Raw genomic sequence first — 21,535 nt, forward strand, 5'->3', positions numbered from 1 at the left:
TTTAGCCAGAACGTTAAATAATTTAATATATAAATCTAATATTTTTTTTATACTAAAGCTATAATCATGCCCACTTTTGATATCGTAAGTAAAGTTGACGCGCAGACATTGGACAATGCAATGAACAACGCAAAAAAGGAAATCCTTAACCGTTATGATTTCTCTACTTCTAACAGTACCATTGATCACGATAAAAAGACTAATGTAATCACAATAGTTACCGAAGATGACATGCGTCTGAAAGCAATTGAGGATGCTATTATCTCCAGAATGGTCAAACAAAACCTGGATCCTAAAAGTCTTGATTTTGGAAAAGAGCAATACGCTTCGGGTAATATGATCCGCAAAGAAGTATCCATCAAGGAAGGAATTGATAAAGAAGCAGCCAAAAAAATTGTTGCAAAGATCAAAGCCAGCGGCCTTAAGGTACAGGCTTCAGTGATGGATGATCAGTTACGTGTTCAGAGTAAAAGTATCGATGATCTGCAGAAAGTAATCTCACTTTGCAAAGGTGAGGATTTCGGACAGCCACTTCAATACATCAACATGCGTAACTAATGGAAATTGCAGATAACGGATTTATTTTCTCGGACGACAAGAGTAAAATTGACGTCAGTGCCGTTCATCTTTTCCTGAGTACCAAATCATACTGGGCTAAGGAGATACCACTGGAAACCGTAAGAAGATCTGTAGAAAACTCCCTTTGTTTTGGTATTTACCAGGGAACAAACCAGATCGGTTTTGCCAGATGGATTACTGACCGCGCAACTTTCGCCTATCTGGCAGATGTATATGTGGACGAAGAATTCAGAGGTCAGGGTTTATCTAAAAAACTCATGACCTTAATGCTTTTCCATCCTGATTTGCAAGGATTAAGAAGATATATGTTAGCGACAAGAGACGCGCATAACCTCTACAGTCAATTTGGATTTAAAGCATTGGAAAACCCTGAAAATATCATGGGTATTACCATTAATGATATTTATAAAAACCAGAAAGATTAATACCCATCTTTCTGGTCTCTCATCACAATTAACGTTACATATTTATGGAACAAACAGGGATAAACGAATCACCTGAAACAAAAGCCTACAAAGAAAATTCAGTCTGGTTCGGCACCATCCTGGGTGGTCCTTTAACAGCAACATACCTGTTAGCTGAGAATTATAAGTTTTCGGGCGAAACTGGCAAAGCAAAACAGATCTGGATTTTTGGAGTGCTTTTCACTTTAGGATTACTTAGCCTGGTGTGCATTTTGCCTTCTGCTTTATTAGATAAGATTCCTAAGTTTATAGTTCCTCTGTTCATAACCTGTATGGCTCAATATATCTTTCAGCGTTATCAGAAAGATAAGATAGCAGATCATATTCAAAAAGGAGGACAGTTATTTGGTTTCTGGAGAGTATTCCTGATCAGTCTGATCGGACTGATTTTAACATTTGCTCTGACTGCAGTACTCTTTCTATCTTTTGGAGATACAGCCTAAACAACATCCATATCATTGACCACATCATTTAAATACTGGAATGAAACAAATCCAATTCATTTGCCTCTTAGCTGCCTGCTTCTTATTATCTGTTTCCTGTATCCCAAAGGATCAGCCTGAAAGAGACAAAACCACACGCCCCTGCCACCAGATAATTTATCAGATTCTGACTACCTCGCCCCGTTATAAAAGTCTGACGAAAGGGTTGGCCGAAAGAATCATCGCAAACGGTGGTACATCTTATGGTCTTTTATATGAAGGAAGCCCGAACCCAAAGTTGGATAGTGCATTGACCTATTCTAAAACCTATGATTATAGTGTTCATGAAAGCTACCCGGACCGTGAACCTGTAATTGCAAGATTCAGTTTTGACCGTAAAAAAAGACAGTTATTTGAATACGATACAGCCCAGGATTCTTTAATCGCTATTGCTTTCAATAAAAAATTACTGCTGGATTTAGATAAAGCCTGTAAATAACATCGGTACTTCGTTAATCTCCTCAGGCTTCATGGTTTAAACAGTCTTTACATCCGTTTCACTATATTCTTTAATATCTGTAATATAGCCGTTCAGGATCAGGAAATCGAATAAGGGTTTAGCCTCTGGTGTTACTGGCATATTTACCGTAGTAATGACTTTGTTTGATTTTTTATCCAGGAAGGGATAAGCAAACAGTTTTACGTTTTTAGTAAACATATCACTCACGTAACTCAGCAGCATACTAGAGTAATTATCCCCGAAATTAGAAGAGTTAAATACAAATTTCAGGTTGTTGATATTGGTAGAGATCCCGACACTTTTTGGTTTGCACCTATCCAGATATTTAGCCAGTTTATTATGTCTCGCAAAATTCGAAACAATAACCAGGTTTCCTGTTTTACATAGCTGCTCTGCACGTAATGCAACAGCCTCCAGGTCAATATTTTCAGAAATATCGGTATCAGCAGTCAGCACGTTGGATAAAAGCACCTCAATTAAAACACTCAGGTTTTCTTTCTTCACATTTTCGGTCCTTCTGAACTGGTCTACGGCCTTGTTGAACATACTGAAGTTTGGCAGTGATTTCTGCGCATATTTAGTCCGCAGGATCATAATATCCTTTTTGTACAAAAGATCTTTTGGAAGACAAGGATTTCCAAGCGAATCAAAAATAGCCGCATCCGAAAAGTCTTTGACAATCAGGTACAGGTTCAGCAGGATATTATTGATATTCTTAAAAGCTGGTCCGCTTACAGAGATCAGATCAATCTCCACAGAACCCACAGTCAGGTTATCAGCAAGAGATTCAATCATCCTTTTTGGATCGGAGTGATAATAAAATGCTGCATACACCAGGTTCACCCCGATGATCCCTAATACATTCTGCTGCAAAGCTGCATCTGTATCCAGTAAACGTACATGGAAAAATATTTCATTAGGCTCGCCAAAAGGTTCCGTCTGAAATTTGATACCAATCCAACCATGCGGATCATTGGACTTGTTGTAATTCAGGGTGGTAACCGTATCAGCAAAAGCAAAGAAACATCTGGTATCATACTTTTCTCCGAAAAGTCTTTCGGTAAGCAGACCAAATTCATGGTTCAGCATTTTAGTCAGTCTCGACTGGCTGACATACCTGCCTGTTTCTTCGGCGCCATAGATGGCATCACTAAAAGTCATGTCATAAGCAGACATAGTTTTGGCTACTGTTCCTGAAGCTGCACCCGCTGTAAAAAAATTACGTGCGACTTCCTGCCCTGCCCCGATTTCAGCAAAAGTTCCATAAATATCAGGGTTTAAATTAATATTAAGGGCTTTACGCTTGGTATCAAGAATTTCTCTTTCCATACTGCAAAAATAGCACAAAAGCCGGAATTTAAGGGATAATTTCATTAGAATATAATTGTTTTTTCAGTAGTTTTTTATTGTTTTTTCTTTGTCTTCAAGCTGCCTTCGGCGGTTTGAGCGGTTAATGAGCTATCATGATTTTAGATTCATTTCGTTGTATGATTTGAAAAATCATGATGGTTTATCTATATTGTACCTCAGATGTTAAATGTAATTGATCTAAATATCCAGTTTTTTAACCAGGAGGAACATTCCTGGCATACCGCAGTTAACCAGATCAGTTTTAATGCTGAAAAAGGAAAGATCTTAGGAATTGTAGGGGAATCAGGCTCGGGAAAATCGGTAACCTCGTTTGCGGTCATGCGCTTACATGACCCTGCCACAACCAGGATCAGCGGAGATATCCTTTTCAACGGAACCAGTCTGCTGGCACTTTCTGATCAGCAGATGAATACCTACAGAGGTAACCGGATCGCCATGATCTTCCAGGAACCAATGACCTCGCTTAACCCTGTATTTACCTGCGGCGATCAGGTAAGGGAGGCAATTATGTTACATCAGAAAATCCATAAACAAGCCGCAAAGGAAAAAACAATTGAACTTTTCAAAGAGGTACAACTCCCCCGCCCCGAAACTATTTTTGACACTTTTCCGCATCAGTTATCCGGAGGACAGAAACAAAGGGTAATGATTGCCATGGCACTGAGCTGTAATCCAGAGCTGCTTATTGCTGATGAACCGACTACCGCCCTGGATGTAACCGTACAAAAGACCATTCTGCAATTACTGCTAAAAATAAGAGAGGAAAGGAATATGGGCATGATCTTCATTTCTCATGACCTGGCCGTAATCAGTGAAATTGCTGATGACGTTGCCGTCATGTATAAAGGAGTCATTGTCGAACAGGGCCCACTGGCTCAGATTTTCCAGCAGCCCAGACATCCTTATACCAAAGGTTTACTTGCCTGCAGGCCCTCTCCTTTATACCGTTTAAAGAAACTACCCGTAGTGGCCGACTTTCTGAAGCCGGAAACGGATGAACCAGTAGCCCACTTACTGGCTGTCAACAGCTATACGCAACAGGAAATCGATGACAGAAGAACACTATTATATCAAGCCTCTCCACTACTTGAAATTAAAAATATCTGCACCTGGTTCCCGGTCAGACAGGGACTGTTCGGAAAATCGGCCGAAACCATAAAAGCAGTTAATGATGTCAGTTTCAACTTATATCCCGGAGAAACACTGGGACTGGTTGGAGAATCAGGCTGTGGTAAAACCACCCTTGGCAGAACGATACTGCGGCTCATTGAGCCTACTTCAGGTACTATTTCCTTTGAAGGACAGGATATTACCCGTTTGAAAAACAATGACCTCAGAAAACTGAGACGGGATATCCAGCTCATTTTTCAGGACCCTTATTCTTCTTTAAATCCGCAATTAACAGTAGGTAATGCATTAATGGAGCCTTTACAGGTACACCAGGTATTTGATTCTCAGACACAACGCAAAGCACATGTACAGCATTTGCTCGAACTGGTGGATCTGAAAGCAGAACATTTCAACCGCTACCCGCACGAATTTTCCGGGGGCCAGCGCCAGAGGATTGTCATTGCCCGGGCCCTTGCCCTTCAGCCCAAACTCATTATCTGCGATGAATCTGTCTCTGCACTGGATGTTTCCGTACAAGCACAGGTATTAAATTTACTCAGAAGATTACAGCAGGAAATGGGGCTGACTTACATTTTTATTTCTCATGATCTGGCCGTAGTTAAACACCTTTCCGACAGGATGATTGTGATGAATAAAGGCCGGATTGAAGAAGAGAATTTCCCTGAAATTATTTATGAACAACCGCAGAGCGATTATACAAAAAGACTGATTGCAGCCATCCCCGGAAAACTCAATCTGGCTGGTTAAAAATGGTTTAAGAGGGCTCTGTGATAGATAACCTGATAATTTCAGTATTCAGGGCCCTTCTGATCAGCCTTTCTTTCAGTTTATCATAATTATTCAGTAAAACCTGTACTTTAAAACGGGTAATATCCTTATTGATAGCCAGCGTTTTAATGGTCAGGCCACCGGAAACGATATTATCCCTATAGCTTTCCACTACACCTGCTAAACGTTTCTCCAGGAAATCGGGTGTATAACCAAAATGCAGGGCAAGCTCGAATTCAATACTTAGTTTTTTGATATTCTGTTTAGACTGATTGATAATTACTGAACTGAAAACCACCGAATTCGGGATGATAACCATATCATTATCTTCATTCTGAAGAATCATATTAATCAGCGTAATATCCAGGATCTTACCTTCGTTGTCATTGACTTTAATATGATCTCCAAGGGATAAGCGGTCAGAAAACATAATGATCAGTCCGTTGATCATATTGGTAATATAATCTTTAAAAGTCACTGCAATGGCCGCCGCCACAATGGTTATACTCGTCAAAAACTTAATTGGATCTATCCCCATCAGGATCATAAAGGTAATCACACCAAATGCAGTGTTCAGGATTGAAACTATCCTGTTGATACCCAGAATAAAATTATCCTTGATATTTGGTTTGAAGCGATGCTTTTTAATATACCAGTAAATTACAATCAGCCGGATGAAAGAAACCAGTGTACTGGGCCCCATAAATACAGTTAAGCAATGGGCAATAAGGGCTATAACGGGATAATTGATGAATAGTAACGGCTGCTCAGCACCAAAATATACCAGTGTTAAAAAAACAATGGTTTTGATCACGATCATCAGAAATTCCCTTTTTGTACTCCTTTGTTTTTCTTCTATCATTTTAAAACCGGCAATCCTTCAGCCGGCCTAAAGCTCCGCATAAATGTACAATTATACAAATAGCTAAAGCCCCTGAAGGGCTATAATATTGGATTTTATGGCCTTCAAGGCTAAAGAAATCATTTCAAAGTGTTACCTTCGGAATATTGACACATATACCTATGGCAAAAAAGAAATCTTCTCAAATAAAACTCGTTTTAACCCAGTTAATTAGTGATGTTTTAGAGAATAGCAACAATGAAGCCCTCAACTACAAACAGGTTTCGGCCAAACTCAACATAAAAGATGACGAAGCAAGGGAAACCATTTTGGAAATCCTTAAAGAACAGGTGCATAAGGGCGTTTTTACGGAACCTCAAAAAGGAAAATTCAAACTGAAGGATTTAAAAACCTTTATTACCGGAAGAGTAGACATGACTGCCGATGGCGCAGCATTTATCATTCCGGATGATGAATTTGAAAAAGATGTCTTCGTCTCAGCCCGTAAACTGCATAATGCACTTAACGGCGATAAAGTAAAAGTTTATATCTACGCTAAAAAGCGAGGCAGGAAAAACGAGGGTGAAGTCGTAGAAATCATCCAGCGTTTAAAAACCGATTTTATCGGTGTAATTAAGATCTCCGACCGATTCGCTTTCGTCTCTATTGACGATAGAAAAATGCAGCAGGATATTTTTGTTCCTTTAAGTGACCTTGGAGGTGCTAAAAATGGACAAAAGGTTTTGGTAGGAATCACTGACTGGCCGGATGGGGCTAAAAACCCGATTGGAAAAATCATTAATATCCTGGGTACACAAGGAGAGAATGATACTGAAATGAACGCGATCCTTGCACAGTATGGTTTTCCACTGTCTTTCCCTAAAGAAGTAGAAGCGGAAGCCAATGCAATTCCGGAACAGATTACTGAAGAAGAATTAAAGAACCGCCGCGATTTCAGGGAAACAGTTACTTTCACTATTGACCCTGCCGATGCCAAAGACTTTGATGATGCCATCTCCTTCAAAAAACTGCCTAATGGCAATTACGAAGTAGGTGTACACATCGCTGATGTTTCGCATTACGTGCAGCCTAAGACTTACCTGGATAAAGAAGCTTACTCAAGGGCAACTTCTGTTTACCTCGTTGACCGCGTAATCCCGATGCTTCCTGAAAGACTGAGTAACGGTGTATGTTCATTACGTCCTCATGAAGATAAACTATGTTTTGCTGCAGTTTTCGAACTGGATGAAAAAGCAAATGTAGTAGAAGAATGGTTTGGCAGGACGGTTATCCATTCTGACAGACGTTTCAGTTATGAAGAGGCCCAGGAAGTTATCGAGAATAAAGCTGGGGACTATGCGGACGAAATTCTAAAATTGAATGAGCTGGCCTACATCCTGCGTGACAAGAAATTTAAAAATGGTGCGATCAGCTTTGAAAGTACTGAAGTAAAATTCAGACTGGACGAAAAAGGTAAACCAGTAGGAGTTTATGTTAAGGAACGTAAAGACGCCCATAAACTGATCGAAGATTTCATGCTGCTGGCTAACAAAAAAGTAGCTGAATTTATCGCTAAAAAAGGAAAAGGAAAGTCAAAATATACTTTCATCTATCGTTCCCACGATTCTCCGAATCTCGAAAACCTGGGAAACTTCGCACTGTTTGCGGCCCGTTTTGGTTATAAAATCAACATGAAGTCGGATAAGGATATTGCGAAATCCCTGAATTTCCTGATGGAAGATGTAGAAGGTAAAAAAGAACAGAACGTGCTGACGCAACTGGCTATACGTTCTATGGCTAAAGCAGTTTATACGACTAAAAAGACAAGCCATTACGGCCTTGCCTTTGACCATTATACCCATTTCACCTCTCCTATCCGTCGTTACCCCGATGTCATGGTACACCGCCTGCTGGCAGCCTACCTGAACGGAGAACGTTCCGCAAACGAGGAAGAATATGAAACAGCTGCTTCCCACTCTTCTGCGATGGAAAAACGTGCTGCTGATGCAGAACGTGCATCGATCAAATACAAACAGGTCGAGTACCTCGAAGAAAATGTAGGTAAACTATTTATGGGTATCATTTCTGGTGTAACCGAATGGGGAATGTACGTGGAACTGATCGAGAACAAATGTGAAGGGATGATCAGACTGAAGGATATAGCTGATGATTTTTATGTCCTCGATGAAAAGAATTACTGCATTGTCGGTCAGCGTAAGAAAAAGAAATATCAACTGGGCGATGAGGTCAAAGTTAAAGTGAAAAGAGTAGACTTATCCAAAAGACAGATCGACTTTTCATTGGTACAGGAATAAGCAGGAGAATGTATAAATCAGGCACTGTTCTCTTTCTTTTATTGTTCATGTCTTCGGCTTACGTTCTGGCCCAGCAAAAAATTGCAGGCACAGTCGTAGAAAAAAATACGGGTACCCCTATTGCCTTTGCGACTGTACAGGTCAAAAATCTGAAGAGTACATTAACGAATGAAAACGGAGAATTTGAGCTGGTAGTTCCTGAATTACCAGTTCAAATCCTAATCAGTCACCTGAATTATGCCAGTGCCGGTTTACGGGTTACTACTGCCGGAACCGACCTGAAGATTGCGCTTGATCCACAGGCCATGACGCTCAAAGAAGTGACCGTTGGTAATCCGGCGATTGCGATCATGCAGGATGCTGCTGATAAAGCATACAAAACTTATAATAAATCCAATTATGGCAGAGCCCTGTTAAGACAGATTGCCTATGAGTCAGATCGTCCGGTGTACCTGAATGAAATCTGGCTGGATGCAGAATGGAAACCCTATGGATTAATTGCCTGGCACCCTACACAGGCCCGTCATCTGCAAGGCGTAAAAGGCATCTCCTATACCAATACCAGCTTCTTTTCTTTTATTTTAACGGGTTATCTGGCTAATTCCATTCATCAGAAACCGCTGCTAAAAAAAGTTGATTCCCTTTATAATTTTAAACTGGCGGGCACCTTTACACAGGATGGAGAAGAGATAGCGAAAATCATTTGTACGCCTAAACACAAATTAAAAGGAAAACGCTTTGAAGGTAGCTATTATGTCAATACAGTCACCAATAATGTGCTGAAGATTGAAGGCGTAATTAAAGGGATGTACTTTAAAAGTTCCGGGCCTGTCAGTGTAAAGAATAAAGAGACTACCTTTATTGCGCAATACCGGGTAAACAAACAAGGCGATAATGTTTTGGATTACTCCATGCTGAATACCTCTAATAGTTTAAAAGTACTGGGTTTTGGGGTGCAGCAGACCGACCTGTATTCTACACTTTATATGATTGATGATGAAACTATAAACCGTCGTGAACTGGAAGCCGTTGACCTGGAGATCAATGATACCAAACTGGTTAAAGCAATGACATATAACGACGATTTCTGGAAGAAAAACCCAGGGATCAAAAGGACGGAGAAGGAACAGGCAGCAATAGAAATTTTAGAAAAAAACACACCATTAAAAAAATAATGCATACCATTTTTGAGTTACAGCAATTAATTGAAAAAGCAATCAGAGAGGTCGAATACCCGGCTAATCCAGGCAAACTTTACGAACCGATAAGTTATATTATGCGTCTTGGAGGTAAAAGGATCAGACCAGTTCTGCTGCTGCTTTCCAGTGAATTGTTCAATCATGAGGCTTCCAAAGCCATGGAGGCGGCCCTGGCCATTGAAACCTTCCACAATTTCACCCTGATCCACGATGATATCATGGATAATGCCCCACTGCGCAGAGGACAGGATACCGTTCATATCAAGTGGGGAGTAAATAATGCCATTCTAAGCGGAGATGTTATGATGGTAGAAGCCAACAAACACCTGACCCGATTAGATGCAGCTGTGCTGAAGAATGCCTTACATTGCTTCAATGCTACTGCTCAGGGAGTTTGTGAAGGACAGCAGCTTGATATGGAATTTGAGCAGCGGACAGATGTCAGCATCAGGGAATATATCAATATGATCCGGCTAAAAACTGCCGTATTGGTTGCTGGTGCGATGAAACTGGGTGCCATCGTAGCTGGGGCAACTGAAGAGGATGCTAATTATCTATATGATTTCGGGGAGAATTTCGGTATTGCTTTCCAGCTGCAGGATGATATCCTCGATGTATTCGGCGATCCTGCAAAATTCGGAAAACAGGTTGGTGGTGATATTATTTCCAACAAACAGACATTCCTGCTGCTGAAACTAAAAGAACTGGCCAAAGGAGAGGATCTGAGTTTGCTGGAATCACAATATTCAAACACAGACTATCCTGCTAAAATAGAAGCAATCACAACCCTTTATAATCAGTATGGCATAAGAGATCTCGCTATTACGAAAATGAAACATAGCCTGGATATTGCCTTCTCCGCACTGGATAAAGTTAGTGCAGCACCAGCTAAAAAAGATGAGCTTTTACAGCTTGCACATTCCCTGATCGAAAGGGAACATTAGGTCTTAAATTCAGAACTAATTATCAACCAGGTGTTTGATTTTGTCATAGGTTAAGGGTTTCGTCAGGAAATCCTTAACAGCCCTGTAAGACTGCGCTCTGACTCGCTCTGCGGGGTCAATGGTAGAAGAGATGATCACCACATCAATTGCATTCTTTTGTTCCTCCAGCAGCTTTAAAAAGGTCCATCCATCTATTTCAGGCATATTCAGGTCAAGCAGGATTAAATCCGGCTTATTTTCCTTCAGATAATCGAGCGCATGGGTTGAACTGTCAAACTGAACTACTCTTTTATTTTTATTATGTTTAGTAATGATCATATGATGCAGCTTGTTGGTCAGTGAATCATCATCAACCAGCATAATATGTTTGGAATCTGCTATGGCAAGATCCGACATAAAATTTCTGGGTGCCTGTTCTTTATTGATCAGTCTGTTCAGCATCTTAATAATATCATCCAGCTTCTCCGCCTGGTAATTGATATCCCTTAATAATTCTTTGATCCTGGCTGTGTCGAACGATTCCATATCGGGAAAGTTCATCAGGCTGGACAGACTCAATATATTGGTAATAGGCGCACGAAGGTCATGAGATGCCAGATGGGAATACTCATCCAGCAACTTCATCTGATTGGACTTCCTGTTACTGTCTATGACCGTGCAGGCAACCAGCGGTTCATCGGGATCCGATAAAACCGGGGTCAATACAATCTGTAATAAAACATCATCCTGGTTTTTAACTTTTAATCGCTTCTCAATGCTAAAAGATTTCCCCTCAAAACACTCGGCGACCAGTTTTGAGAATGCCTTTTCATATTTCTGTGAAATGATTTCCACAAAAAATTCCCCACATTTGGGATTTTTGGCCAAAAAATACCCTATTTTTTCTATAGAGTGAATGTTAAAAAAAGTAATCTGGTTTTTTTTATTAAAAAGGAAATAAGAGTTATCGGCATAACAATCACAGTAAGCATTAAGCTTCATAGTTGATTTCCTTTAGCATGACACAAATACAAGCACTCATTTAATTTCTTTTTAACATTTAACTAGCTACTTTAAATCCTGAGATCTCCCAATAAAGATTATCAATTTATAAAATTGGCGGTAATGGTTCGATAATTGCCTTTTTTACACCAATAGAATAATTCACAAACCAACAAAAAAAATATTATTTATGCAAGAAATTCTATCAAAGAAAATACTAGGGGCGAGAATTAAGTCATTAAGACTCGAAAAAGCTTATGCTCAGGTAGATATAGCTAATTTATTGAATTTGTCAAGAAGTAATTATTCTCAGATTGAATTGGGGAATCAGTACCCATCATTCCATACGCTTTGTGCCCTATCTAAACATTATCAGAAGAGTTACGAATGGTTATTACATGGAGAAGAAAACCAGACCGCTGCATTACTGGACCCTGTTCCGGTGGCAGGCTTACTGAATGAACTGGAAACGAGCCTTAAGAACTTCTCCACGTGTTTAGAAAAACTGGAAAATGAATTGCAAAATATAAAAGCCAGGATTGCATTATCCTAAGGGGTTCCAAAAATTGGCTCATAAAAAAAGCCGCAACGAAAACGTAGCGGCTTTTTATGAGATAAGTTAAAGATTATTCTGCAGAAGCAGCGTCAGCTTTAACAGCTTTTTTAACTGGTGCTTTTTTAGCAGGTGCTTCAGCTACAGGAGCTTTAGCTTTAACTACTTTTTTAGCTGGTGCAGCTTTTGCTACAACTTCGCTAATTACACTTGCAGGTAATACAGAAACATAAGATTTGTTATCTTGTTTCTTTCTGAAAACTACAGTACCAGCAACAAGAGCGAATAAAGTATGGTCTTTACCGATACCTACGCCTTTATCAGGATGGTGTTTAGTTCCGCGTTGACGTACTAAGATGTTTCCTGCAATAGCTTCCTGACCACCAAAAATTTTGATACCTAAGCGTTTACTATGAGACTCACGTCCGTTTCTGGAACTACCGGCTCCTTTTTTATGTGCCATTTTGTTTTATATTTTATCAACTAACAGTTATAAAACTGATAATTTTTGTTTAACAACTAATTATAAACTGATACCAGAGATCTGGATTTTTGTGAAATACTGGCGGTGGCCATTTTTCTTTTTGTAACCTTTTCTACGTTTCTTTTTGAAAACGATTACTTTATCGCCTTTTAAATGAGACACGATTTTAGCTGAAACAGTAGCTCCTGATAATAAAGGTGCACCTACAGAGATCTTTCCTCCGTCTTCAACCAACAATACATTGTCAAATTCAATACTAGCGCCTTCATCTCCTTGTAAACGGTGTACAAAAAGGTGCTGGTCTTTTGCAACTTTGAATTGCTGTCCTGCTATATTTACTATTGCGTACATTGTTAAATAATTAGTATTTTAAATTGTTTATTTTTTTATCGAGGTGCAAATATAGAATATATATTTATAAAATCATAGCGTCTGCTATTTTTTCTTACCGTATCTGTCTTCAGCATCATTTATGCTCTGGGTAAGCAGCACGGTCATTTGCTTGGCTACATCCCTTAATTTGGCAATATCGCTGTAATCAGTAACAAAAACCACCTTTTTGGTCTTACGTTTATAATTGAATATCATCACATAACGCAGTGCTTTGGATTTATTGATATCCGTCCCTGCATTGGAAATAACATCAGGAAAGTTCCAGAACCCAAGTTCATTGGCTTTATTATGTAAATAAATAATGTCATTCTCTCTCAGCTTAACATTCGTTTTGATCAGAGAGTCTTTCTGGTTCAGGTACTGATAGTCACCAGTCGCAGAATCATAGGTATTGACAAGTTTATCTCCTTCACCCCATTTAAACTGAAAAGACACGAACTCGTCAGATCTGAATGGTGCATTTTTGATGATCGGCATATAATAAATCACACAATAGGCCAGAAAAGGGACTACTATGGTCAGCAATAAAAAGATCTTTTTCGCTTTGGTACTCATTGTTTTATTTATATAAATTGTGTTTTTGTTAAGCTGGCGTATAATTTAGTCTAGGGGCTCTGTAAGCTCTCCCTCCCATTTACTGACAACTGCTGTGGCGATACTGTTACCAATCACGTTCGTTGCTGACCTGCCCATATCCAGTAGAGGGTCAATACCTATTAATAAGGCCAGACCTGCTTCAGGAATATTAAAAGTTGAAATTGTTCCCGCAATTACCACCAATGAAGCCCTTGGAACTCCGGCAATACCTTTACTGGTCAGCATCAGGATCAATAACATGGTAATCTGTTGTTGAAACGATAAATGGATACCATAAGACTGCGCAATAAACAACGAAGCAAAAGTCATATATAACATAGATCCATCCAGGTTAAAGGAGTATCCTAATGGTAGTACAAAACTTACAATTTTATCCTTACAGCCAAATCTTTCCAGCTGCAGCATAGTCTTTGGATAAGCAGCCTCACTGCTGGCTGTACTGAAAGCTACTAATACCGGTTCTTTCATTCTGTCCATCAGGTTAAATACCCTCTTTTTCAGGATAAGATAACCGATCATAATCAGCAACAACCACAACATCAGCATACTAGAATAAAATTCACCTATAAATAAAGCATAGGTGGATAATACACTCAACCCCTGTTTCGCTATAATAGCCGCCATCGCGCCAAATACAGCAAATGGGGCAAAATTCATTACATAACCTGTCATTTTCAGGATTACATGGGCAACACCATCAAAGAATTCAATGATAATTTTTCCTTTTTCACCAATAGCCGCAGTTGCAACACCAAAAAACAGGGAGAAGACAACGATCTGAAGAATCTCGTTAGTTGCCATCGCCTCAGCCATACTCTTTGGTATAATGTGCGAGATGAAATCCTTCATAGATACAGCTACCTTATGAATACCAGTATCTTCATGACTACTTGGAAGCGGCAAATGCATCGCCTCACCCGGTCTGAATATATTAACCATAATCATTCCCAGGAATAGCGATAATAAAGAGGCACTCAAAAACCAGAGCATGGTCTTACCACCTATTCTTCCCACTGCTTTGATATCCCCTACTTTAGCTACACCGACTACCAATGTGGCAAAGACCAGTGGTGCTACAATCATTTTGATTAATCTCAGGAAAATATCGCTCAGTAAAGTAAGCGGTTCCAGCTTTTCCTCTCTGATTTTCTCATTTTCTCTTCTGGTCTTCAGCGCTTCAGCTTTCACCGTTTTTAGTTGTGCATACTGAACACTCGTTGTATCTTTAATTGCACCAATTTTGACTTCAGTACTTTTAGCCAGATTATCAGCATTAGTAATTTTTGTATTATAAGTATCGAATGATTGTACATTTAATACGTAACCCAAGACAATGCCCAGTACCAGTGCTAAGAATATAAAGAATGTTAATCTGTTGTTTTTTGACATTATATTTGGTTGTATGTTTTTTTTCCGAGGGTAAAACTACAATAATAAACTTATTTTCAGAACCAGTTTAGATCTGCCAAATAAAATTGTTATATTTTATTGTTTTAAAATTGGCTTAAATTATTACCGGAAAGGTGTTTTCAGCTAAAAAATATCCGGTGATTTTTTGATCATCAATAAACTGTAAACAAATAACTTAACTGGTTTAAACCAATACTCTGGGGTAATTGAAAATGTAAAAACCATTTTTTACTGTAACAATTCCCTGCAAACGAGGTCAAACCCTAAAAACAACGCCCTTTGGATCAGAAAGACATCTTATTTAAGCAAATCTTTGATACTAACTCCAAGAAGATATTCCATTTGTGTTATGGTTATACAGGCGATGCAGATTCGGCCAATGATTTACTCCAGGAGACTTTTCTTAAAGTCTGGCAGAATCTCGATAAATTCAGACAGAAATCACTGATCTCTACCTGGATCTACCGGATCGCAGTGAATACCTGTCTCACTTATCTCCGTTCTGAAAAAAGACAGGCTAAGGATGAACTTACAGAAAATATCATTGAAAACCGAGTAGAAGAATTCTCAGAAAAAAATGAACAGGTAGCCCTGTTATATAAATCAATATCCAAACTGGAAGAAAACGACCGTTTAATTATTACCATGGTACTGGATGAACTCCCTTACCACGAGATAGCCGAGATATCGGGAATCAGCGAAGGGAATCTAAGGGTAAAGATTCACCGGATTAAACAAAAACTCACCGAATTATACAATCAGCATGCAAGAATTTGAAAACATAAAGTCTCTTTGGCAAACTCATTCCGTGGAGGTGAAGATCACCTCGGATGAGATGCTGAACCAGGCAAAAAAAGAAGTACACTCCATCCGTACCAAATCTCTTTTCAATATTGGCGGAATGGTCATTTCCTTTCTGGCGATCAGCTCTTTGCTTTTCTATTTCGATTTTAACTCCTGGGCTACTTTCTTAGGTATCGGTATCATTGTCCTGGTGGTAGCTATCTATACCATTCTTTTATACCGCGAGCACAGGTTGATTTCAAGAAATGATTTTACAGAACATCCGGGTGCATTTCTGACCAGATTACATGAATATCAGTTAAGCCGTTTCAATTTGTACAACAAACTTTACTGGTTTTATGCCGCAGCGATATCAGTTGGTTTCATCCTGTTTTTCTTTGAAACGTTAAGCCATCTGAATCCATGGATACAAATAGTCATTATCCTGTTCACCATATTATGGATGGCCTTTTGCGCAACCATCCTGCGTAAATCTTATATGAATAAAGAAAAAGAGCGCATTGATCTTTTAATCGAGAAATTTGAAAGGATCAGTGCGCAATTTAAAGAACAGGAATAATCAATTCCTGTTCTGATCCGATACACTTAAAATTTCTGCAACAGTCAAATCTTTAAAATAGAATCTATTGCACGCCTCAGGGCTTATATTTCCCAACCATTTGTCGTCTGGATGCCTCTCAGGTAATAAAAGCTTCATAAATTCTAAAAAACTATACCCATAGCCTTCAACATATTCTATTGGATATAATACTTTATACCATTTTGATTCATCAAAATGGTATAAAGTTAGCAGCAGAGATAATGATACATAGGGTTTTCCATCAAAATATTTAATGTAGTATTCATCATCATATGTCCCTGCGAATTTAATCAAGGAGTATTATAATCTCCTTATCAATTATTACCTACCCGTGGTCCATCGCCACGGGGCTCAATTTTGGAATTTATGATAGCCTGAGAAATCCATTTCCCAAGGTTAGTCTTTTTTAATTCCAATGAAAATTTATCAAACTCAGATTCAGCAATGTTATGGTTTAGGAAACCGTGTACAAAAGAAGATTGCAAAATCTCTAATGCAACGTAAGAATCATAGTTTTTTCTCATAAATTGTAGTGCTAAATCCAAAAAACCTTTATTCTGAATGTCCCTCTGACTGATCAGCTCTTTCATAAATAAAGTATCCTTGAGAGCACCATCTCCTCTTGCTTTAAATTTAGCAAGCAGAGCCTGGCTTTCTTTTTCAAGAGGCTTTAGCAGATTATGGTAGGTGGTATAATCTTTATTATTTTTAGACCCTGTAACCATGGCATCTTTAATGTTATTTGTATTTGATACAACCAGAAGAGATGAATTGGAAGACATAAGATAGACAGGCAACTGGTAGGAGTCATCAGTTGGTGGCGATGCTATATTCTTATGGTTAATGGTAAGAAACACCTTTTCGGGCACATTGTTTTTGAGTATGAACGAAAACTGATCATTAATAATTAATGTAGAATCAACTGCCTTAAAAGCAAAACCAGATGTATCGGGGTATTGCAAATAAACTTTTGTCGAGTCATTCAGTTTATTCAACCTGCCCTGGATAGTAAACCTATTTTGAGACCTTGTTATTAAAGGTATTACACAAATTACAATGATTATTATCCCTCTCATTACGGGTATTTTATTCTTTAACCTCTTCGACATTAAAACTATTTCCTCTTAAGCTGTAATGCAGCATCTTCATTGTCCCATTCTTTTGCGTCGTGTCAGCAGAATTCACCACAGGAAATGATCTGAACAATTCTCCGTTTTTCTGTATAAAACGGTCATCCCCTCCATAAACTTTCTTCATTTTGGCACTTAAAGGCGGAAAACTGATCTTATTGAAATTACCATTATTATATTCATAGACATTCAGGTCTTTCACATTCTTTTTACTGAGTAGTTCAATATAGAGTTCAGGATTACCATCATTATCCATATCCATGTTCCAGACATCAGTAATCACTCCGTGACGTTCAACAGAGAAAGACTTGTAATTATTTTTAGCTGAATCGGACATCAGGATCAGATAACCGCCAAGACTGTCTACCCCTCTTCCCCAGCTCAGTACTTCAAAATGGAGTCCGGGTTTGATCGTAATATCTTTATGAAAAGGAAAAGTGCCGGCAGTATTTTTAGCCACTGCTTTCTCCTGGGCATGCTGTTCTGGTGAGGCCGAAATCTTCATGGGCTGGCTACGTTTACAGGCAAACAAAAACAGCAGTCCCACGCAAAGTGCAGACTGCTGTAAAATGTATTGAGGTCGTTTCATCCGGTTCTTTTTTTAAGCCAATTTATGCTAAAAAAGGATTTGAACCAAATTTGTTTACCAAAACAAGCTCCTGCCTGTTACCCGGCGTTGTTTAATGGAGTTTCTAAAATCACGCTATGTTTTCCTTTAGGCGTAACCACAATGGTTTTTAATAAAAGTTTCTTGCCTTTAGGTACACTAATTTTTAAAGGAGAACGGTACTGCGCAGAAACTTCCGAAGGGGTTGTATTATCTAAAGTATAATAGATCTTAGCTCCCTGAACAGGCACTTTCAGGTCAATTGTAATATCCTGTCCGTCAATCTGCTTATCTGTCTGGCCAATCGGAACAGGCACCCAATAATTGGTATTGGTTTTATCCAGACGGGCCAGGTGCAGAGGAATTCTGTCCTCCGAGAAATTCTTAAAGTTCTTTTTATCCAGTGGAGTCCATGCAATCTCAGCCAGGGCAAACATTCTTGGCAGAACCATATACTCTACTTTTTCAGGAGTCTCAATGTACTCTGTCCAGACATTGGCCTGTACACCTTTAATATATTTCTTCTGGTCTGCTGATAAGCTTTCCGGAACCGGATCATAAGCATAAGCTTTTGAATAAGGTGCGTTTCCACCAATATTTACCGGTTCTCCGGCTGAACTGGATTGTGCATGGTCAAAATATAATCCGGTGGTTCCAGGGGTCATGATGACATCGTGATTTAGTTTTGCAGCAGCAATACCACCTTCTACCCCACGCCATGACATCACAGTCGCATTTGGTGCCAGTCCGCCTTCCAGGATTTCATCCCATCCGATAATAGACCTTCCTTTAGAATTGATGTATTTTTCGATACGCTGAATGAAATAACTCTGTAATTCATGCTCATCTTTCAGCCCTTTTTCTTTAATCAGCTGCTGACAGAAAGGAGATTGTTTCCAGTACTCTTTAGGGCTTTCATCGCCACCGATATGGATGTATTTTGAAGGGAACAAGACCATAACCTCGTCCAGCACATCTTCAAGGAATTTAAAAGTATATTCAGTAGGTGCAAATACATCATCAAAAACACCCCATGTCTGTTGTACATGTTTGCCTTTTCTGTCACCTGCCCATGGCGTTTTCGGATCGATAAAAGTATCTCTGTCCGGGAAACAGCTTAACTGAGGATAAGCAGCAATTGCAGCAGAACTATGTCCTGGTAACTCAATTTCAGGAATCACAGTCACAAATTTTTTGGTCGCATAAGCGACAACCTCTTTCACTTCATCCTGTGTATAGAACCCTTTATAAGGTGTATTGTCAGTAGTCACACCAGGGTGATGACCTACAATTGTACCTGCTCTTTCTGCGCCCACCGAGGTCAGTTTAGGATATTTTTTAATTTCAATTCTCCAGCCCTGATCTTCTGTTAAATGCCAGTGAAAGCTATTGAGTTTATAAGCAGCCATGAGATCGATATACTTCTTGATAAAGGCTACAGGGAAGGTATGTCTACCGACATCCAGGTGCATCCCTCGGTATTTGAATCTTGGATAATCCTTAATTGTACTTGCAGGCACATCAATTTCCTGCCCTTTTTTTTCAGGCATCATCTGCATCAGTGACTGTACCCCGTAAAACAATCCTGCACCCTTTCCGGTAACAGTTATGTTTTTACCATTTACTTCCAGTACATAACCTTCTTCAGGTAACTGATCTGCTCCGGCAGAACTCAGGATAATAGCACGCTGACCTGCCGCCTCTTTAGCTGACCTTAAAGCAAATCCACCCTGAGTAGTGATATAAGCATTCAGAATATCGGCTGTTGCTGCATTGGATGTTTCATTGGAAACCAGGACAACAGTTTTATCGAGTTTAAAAAAACCTGTTTTTTTTGCGACAGATACCGGTGCCGGTATAATCCCCAGATTTTCATCCGTCTGAGCTTTTACACTCAGCGTTACACAGGCCAGAATAAGCCCTGAAATGATTTTGTTCATGATTTGATTATAGTTTATATTGGTTCAATTTGTTGTGTATTAAAAACCCTGATCTGTCTGATGACGGATCAGGGCTAAAAGAATTAACTCAGTAAGTGTGGCTTTGCCAGGAACACCTCCCACAGAAACTCTCCGAATATGGTATTTGCCCATGCAAACCATGACCTGGTGAAAGTCTCCGGATGATCCTTTTTAAAGGATTCATGCATGAAACCTGTACCAGCATGTGTTTTTTTCAAAGCTGCAATACACTGTCTGATCTCTTCATCATCTGTACTGGTCAGCCCTCTGCAAATAATGCTGAGCGGCCAGATCATATCCTGCTGCTCCACATGCGGACCACCAATCCCCTCTATTTCACGTCCTTTATAAAAATAAGGATTGTGCTCAGAAAGCGCAAACTTTCTGGTATTCTGATAAATAGGATCAGTAACCGGCACTGCGTTTAAATAAGGAAGTGAAAGCAGGCTAGGTACGTTTGAATCATCCATCAGGTTTACATTTCCAAAACCATCTGCTTCAAAAGCATAGATCTTTCCATATACAGGGTGTTCCACAATTCCATATTTCTGTATGGCTGCTTCTACCTCTGTGGCCAGTTCAGTCAATTCTGCTGCAAATGTTTCTTCTTTAAAAATCGACCTGAACATTTCTGCCATTTGTTTTAAACTCACTACAGCAAAAAAGTTGGACGGAATCAGGAAAGGAAAAATAGTAGCATCATCACTAGGTCTGAACATTGAACAGATCAGCCCAACAGGTTTTACCGGGAAACCATAACCTGCCATCGGCAGACTATCTGTAGGTTTAGGGGTATCCCGCTGGAAATGGTAAGGACCTAATCCTGTTTTTCGCTGCTGTTCTTTGAAAGTAGCCAGAATGGTATGAATGGATTTCTTCCACTCCTCATCAAATGGAGTTGCATCACCAGTCATTTTCCAGTAGTTATAGGCCAGACGCATCGGATAACAAAGGGAATCAATCTCCCATTTGCGTTCATGTACACCTGCCTGCATATCCGTATGGTCACTTGCCCATTCGCTTTTCTGCCCACCATCTTTATAGAATGCATTTGCGTAAGGGTCTTTAAGTACGTAATGTGCCTGACGATGGATAATGCCGGCAATTAGTTGTTGCAGCTTTTTATCCTCTTTCATAAAAGCAAGATATGGCCAGACTTGCGCTGAGCTATCTCTGAGCCACATGGCATCAATATCACCGGTAATTACATAAGTATCCGGTTTGCCATCTCTGGTAGAGAACGACACAGTCGTATCCAGTGTATTGGGCAGACAGTTGTTAAACAACCATCCTAATTCTTTATCCGAAACTTTCTGCTGAAATTTAAGAATAGCCTTCTCAACGGCAGGGCTAGTAAATTTCCTTTTATTCAGCGGGACTCTTACATTAGGAAAAGCCAACTCAAACGCGCTTAAATCTTTACTCAAAAACAAGCCTGCGGTCAGCAGACTTGTACTGGTAATGAAATCTTTTCTGTTCAT

At 39.5% G+C, this 21,535-nt stretch carries 23 protein-coding genes; 11 read left to right on the forward strand and 12 right to left on the reverse strand.

What is annotated here, in order from left to right:
• Positions 1-66: 66 nt before the first annotated feature.
• From HDF25_RS19595 to HDF25_RS19610, 4 genes are read left to right on the forward strand one after another with little or no spacing between them, the layout of a single operon-like run.
• On the forward strand, positions 67-558 hold the full coding sequence (locus HDF25_RS19595) for a YajQ family cyclic di-GMP-binding protein (RefSeq protein ID WP_184627936.1): 492 nt from the start codon (positions 67-69) through the stop codon (positions 556-558).
• Positions 558-1,004 carry a GNAT family N-acetyltransferase gene (locus HDF25_RS19600; protein ID WP_184627938.1) on the forward strand — a complete coding sequence of 149 codons (447 nt, stop codon included), beginning with the start codon at positions 558-560 and terminating at the stop codon, positions 1,002-1,004. Before HDF25_RS19595 ends, HDF25_RS19600 begins: the two co-directional genes overlap by 1 nt.
• Before the next feature lie 44 nt (positions 1,005-1,048).
• Positions 1,049-1,486, forward strand: a complete 438-nt coding sequence (locus tag HDF25_RS19605; protein WP_184627940.1) for a hypothetical protein — start codon at positions 1,049-1,051, stop codon at positions 1,484-1,486.
• Between the two features lie 40 nt (positions 1,487-1,526).
• Positions 1,527-1,964, forward strand: a complete 438-nt coding sequence (locus HDF25_RS19610; protein WP_184627942.1) for a hypothetical protein — start codon at positions 1,527-1,529, stop codon at positions 1,962-1,964.
• Between the two features lie 36 nt (positions 1,965-2,000).
• Here the strand turns inward: HDF25_RS19610 and HDF25_RS19615 are convergent, their stop codons facing one another.
• A complete protein-coding gene (locus HDF25_RS19615) occupies positions 2,001-3,314 on the reverse strand; it encodes a nicotinamide mononucleotide adenylyltransferase (protein WP_184627944.1) in 1,314 nt (437 codons plus the stop codon).
• A gap of 201 nt (positions 3,315-3,515) precedes the next feature.
• Here HDF25_RS19615 and HDF25_RS19620 point away from each other — a divergent pair, with 201 nt between their 5' ends.
• Positions 3,516-5,234, forward strand: a complete 1,719-nt coding sequence (locus HDF25_RS19620) for an ABC transporter ATP-binding protein (protein WP_184627946.1) — start codon at positions 3,516-3,518, stop codon at positions 5,232-5,234.
• Positions 5,235-5,241: 7 nt separating this feature from the next.
• Here HDF25_RS19620 and HDF25_RS19625 read toward each other — a convergent pair whose 3' ends face one another.
• Positions 5,242-6,117: a mechanosensitive ion channel family protein gene (locus HDF25_RS19625; protein WP_184627948.1), complete on the reverse strand. Its 876-nt coding sequence runs from the start codon at positions 6,115-6,117 to the stop codon at positions 5,242-5,244.
• Between the two features lie 161 nt (positions 6,118-6,278).
• Here HDF25_RS19625 and rnr point away from each other — a divergent pair, with 161 nt between their 5' ends.
• Genes rnr through HDF25_RS19640 form a run of 3 tightly spaced genes read left to right on the forward strand, consistent with a single transcriptional unit; the run spans position 6,279 to position 10,554 of the window.
• Complete coding sequence (gene rnr, locus HDF25_RS19630; protein WP_184627950.1) at positions 6,279-8,411, forward strand: ribonuclease R; 2,133 nt, start codon at positions 6,279-6,281, stop codon at positions 8,409-8,411.
• An 8-nt stretch (positions 8,412-8,419) separates the two neighbouring features.
• Positions 8,420-9,586, forward strand: coding sequence for a carboxypeptidase-like regulatory domain-containing protein (locus tag HDF25_RS19635; protein WP_184627952.1), 1,167 nt, complete (start codon positions 8,420-8,422; stop codon positions 9,584-9,586).
• Positions 9,586-10,554 carry a polyprenyl synthetase family protein gene (locus HDF25_RS19640; protein WP_184627954.1) on the forward strand — a complete coding sequence of 323 codons (969 nt, stop codon included), beginning with the start codon at positions 9,586-9,588 and terminating at the stop codon, positions 10,552-10,554. Before HDF25_RS19635 ends, HDF25_RS19640 begins: the two co-directional genes overlap by 1 nt.
• A 15-nt stretch (positions 10,555-10,569) precedes the next feature.
• Here HDF25_RS19640 and HDF25_RS25940 read toward each other — a convergent pair whose 3' ends face one another.
• Positions 10,570-11,388, reverse strand: coding sequence for a response regulator (locus HDF25_RS25940; protein WP_184627956.1), 819 nt, complete (start codon positions 11,386-11,388; stop codon positions 10,570-10,572).
• Between the two features lie 337 nt (positions 11,389-11,725).
• Here HDF25_RS25940 and HDF25_RS19650 point away from each other — a divergent pair, with 337 nt between their 5' ends.
• A complete protein-coding gene (locus HDF25_RS19650) occupies positions 11,726-12,088 on the forward strand; it encodes a helix-turn-helix domain-containing protein (RefSeq protein WP_184627966.1) in 363 nt (120 codons plus the stop codon).
• A gap of 73 nt (positions 12,089-12,161) precedes the next feature.
• Here HDF25_RS19650 and rpmA read toward each other — a convergent pair whose 3' ends face one another.
• The 4 genes from rpmA to HDF25_RS19670 all read right to left on the reverse strand — a co-directional run bounded on the left by rpmA (position 12,162) and on the right by HDF25_RS19670 (position 14,951).
• Positions 12,162-12,551, reverse strand: a complete 390-nt coding sequence (gene rpmA / locus HDF25_RS19655; protein WP_184627968.1) for a 50S ribosomal protein L27 — start codon at positions 12,549-12,551, stop codon at positions 12,162-12,164.
• Positions 12,552-12,611: 60 nt separating this feature from the next.
• Positions 12,612-12,923 (reverse strand): 50S ribosomal protein L21, encoded by a 312-nt coding sequence (gene rplU, locus HDF25_RS19660; RefSeq protein ID WP_184627970.1) that lies wholly within the window; start codon positions 12,921-12,923, stop codon positions 12,612-12,614.
• Positions 12,924-13,007: 84 nt separating this feature from the next.
• Positions 13,008-13,520, reverse strand: coding sequence for a hypothetical protein (locus HDF25_RS19665; RefSeq protein WP_184627972.1), 513 nt, complete (start codon positions 13,518-13,520; stop codon positions 13,008-13,010).
• 45 nt (positions 13,521-13,565) lie between these two features.
• Positions 13,566-14,951 (reverse strand): dicarboxylate/amino acid:cation symporter, encoded by a 1,386-nt coding sequence (locus tag HDF25_RS19670; protein WP_184627974.1) that lies wholly within the window; start codon positions 14,949-14,951, stop codon positions 13,566-13,568.
• A gap of 300 nt (positions 14,952-15,251) precedes the next feature.
• Here HDF25_RS19670 and HDF25_RS19675 point away from each other — a divergent pair, with 300 nt between their 5' ends.
• Complete coding sequence (locus HDF25_RS19675; protein WP_184627975.1) at positions 15,252-15,749, forward strand: RNA polymerase sigma factor; 498 nt, start codon at positions 15,252-15,254, stop codon at positions 15,747-15,749.
• Entirely contained in the window at positions 15,736-16,335 is a 600-nt protein-coding gene (locus HDF25_RS19680) for a hypothetical protein (RefSeq protein ID WP_184627977.1), read from the forward strand. Before HDF25_RS19675 ends, HDF25_RS19680 begins: the two co-directional genes overlap by 14 nt.
• Here the strand turns inward: HDF25_RS19680 and HDF25_RS19685 are convergent, their stop codons facing one another.
• The 5 genes from HDF25_RS19685 to HDF25_RS19705 all read right to left on the reverse strand — a co-directional run bounded on the left by HDF25_RS19685 (position 16,336) and on the right by HDF25_RS19705 (position 21,535).
• Complete coding sequence (locus HDF25_RS19685; RefSeq protein ID WP_184627979.1) at positions 16,336-16,650, reverse strand: hypothetical protein; 315 nt, start codon at positions 16,648-16,650, stop codon at positions 16,336-16,338.
• A 20-nt stretch (positions 16,651-16,670) separates the two neighbouring features.
• Positions 16,671-17,465: a DUF4369 domain-containing protein gene (locus HDF25_RS19690; protein ID WP_317618223.1), complete on the reverse strand. Its 795-nt coding sequence runs from the start codon at positions 17,463-17,465 to the stop codon at positions 16,671-16,673.
• The gene (locus HDF25_RS19695) at positions 17,443-18,075 is read right to left on the reverse strand and encodes a hypothetical protein (protein WP_184627984.1); all 633 of its coding nucleotides are present in this window, start codon (positions 18,073-18,075) and stop codon (positions 17,443-17,445) included. Before HDF25_RS19695 ends, HDF25_RS19690 begins: the two co-directional genes overlap by 23 nt.
• Positions 18,076-18,152: 77 nt before the next feature.
• Positions 18,153-20,033 carry a beta-N-acetylhexosaminidase gene (locus tag HDF25_RS19700; RefSeq protein ID WP_184627986.1) on the reverse strand — a complete coding sequence of 627 codons (1,881 nt, stop codon included), beginning with the start codon at positions 20,031-20,033 and terminating at the stop codon, positions 18,153-18,155.
• An 83-nt stretch (positions 20,034-20,116) separates the two neighbouring features.
• Positions 20,117-21,535 (reverse strand): glycoside hydrolase family 125 protein, encoded by a 1,419-nt coding sequence (locus HDF25_RS19705; protein WP_184627988.1) that lies wholly within the window; start codon positions 21,533-21,535, stop codon positions 20,117-20,119.

The sequence above is a fragment of the Pedobacter cryoconitis genome (assembly GCF_014207135.1).
Lineage (GTDB): Bacteria > Bacteroidota > Bacteroidia > Sphingobacteriales > Sphingobacteriaceae > Pedobacter > Pedobacter cryoconitis_D.

Bases quoted from the DNA above. Each gene is read 5' to 3' on its own strand.
- HDF25_RS19610 (WP_184627942.1), top strand. From the start codon at position 1,527: ATGAAACAAATCCAATTCATTTGCCTCTTAGCTGCCTGCTTCTTATTA.
- HDF25_RS19665 (WP_184627972.1), bottom strand. From the start codon at position 13,520: ATGAGTACCAAAGCGAAAAAGATCTTTTTATTGCTGACCATAGTAGTC.
- HDF25_RS19625 (WP_184627948.1), bottom strand. From the start codon at position 6,117: ATGATAGAAGAAAAACAAAGGAGTACAAAAAGGGAATTTCTGATGATC.
- HDF25_RS19615 (WP_184627944.1), bottom strand. From the start codon at position 3,314: ATGGAAAGAGAAATTCTTGATACCAAGCGTAAAGCCCTTAATATTAAT.
- HDF25_RS19595 (WP_184627936.1), top strand. From the start codon at position 67: ATGCCCACTTTTGATATCGTAAGTAAAGTTGACGCGCAGACATTGGAC.
- HDF25_RS19650 (WP_184627966.1), top strand. From the start codon at position 11,726: ATGCAAGAAATTCTATCAAAGAAAATACTAGGGGCGAGAATTAAGTCA.
- HDF25_RS19695 (WP_184627984.1), bottom strand. From the start codon at position 18,075: ATGAAACGACCTCAATACATTTTACAGCAGTCTGCACTTTGCGTGGGA.
- HDF25_RS19605 (WP_184627940.1), top strand. From the start codon at position 1,049: ATGGAACAAACAGGGATAAACGAATCACCTGAAACAAAAGCCTACAAA.
- HDF25_RS19600 (WP_184627938.1), top strand. From the start codon at position 558: ATGGAAATTGCAGATAACGGATTTATTTTCTCGGACGACAAGAGTAAA.
- HDF25_RS19640 (WP_184627954.1), top strand. From the start codon at position 9,586: ATGCATACCATTTTTGAGTTACAGCAATTAATTGAAAAAGCAATCAGA.
- HDF25_RS19620 (WP_184627946.1), top strand. From the start codon at position 3,516: ATGTTAAATGTAATTGATCTAAATATCCAGTTTTTTAACCAGGAGGAA.
- rpmA (WP_184627968.1), bottom strand. From the start codon at position 12,551: ATGGCACATAAAAAAGGAGCCGGTAGTTCCAGAAACGGACGTGAGTCT.
- HDF25_RS19680 (WP_184627977.1), top strand. From the start codon at position 15,736: ATGCAAGAATTTGAAAACATAAAGTCTCTTTGGCAAACTCATTCCGTG.
- HDF25_RS19670 (WP_184627974.1), bottom strand. From the start codon at position 14,951: ATGTCAAAAAACAACAGATTAACATTCTTTATATTCTTAGCACTGGTA.
- HDF25_RS19700 (WP_184627986.1), bottom strand. From the start codon at position 20,033: ATGAACAAAATCATTTCAGGGCTTATTCTGGCCTGTGTAACGCTGAGT.
- rnr (WP_184627950.1), top strand. From the start codon at position 6,279: ATGGCAAAAAAGAAATCTTCTCAAATAAAACTCGTTTTAACCCAGTTA.
- HDF25_RS19690 (WP_317618223.1), bottom strand. From the start codon at position 17,465: ATGTCGAAGAGGTTAAAGAATAAAATACCCGTAATGAGAGGGATAATA.
- rplU (WP_184627970.1), bottom strand. From the start codon at position 12,923: ATGTACGCAATAGTAAATATAGCAGGACAGCAATTCAAAGTTGCAAAA.
- HDF25_RS19705 (WP_184627988.1), bottom strand. From the start codon at position 21,535: ATGAACAGAAAAGATTTCATTACCAGTACAAGTCTGCTGACCGCAGGC.
- HDF25_RS19635 (WP_184627952.1), top strand. From the start codon at position 8,420: ATGTATAAATCAGGCACTGTTCTCTTTCTTTTATTGTTCATGTCTTCG.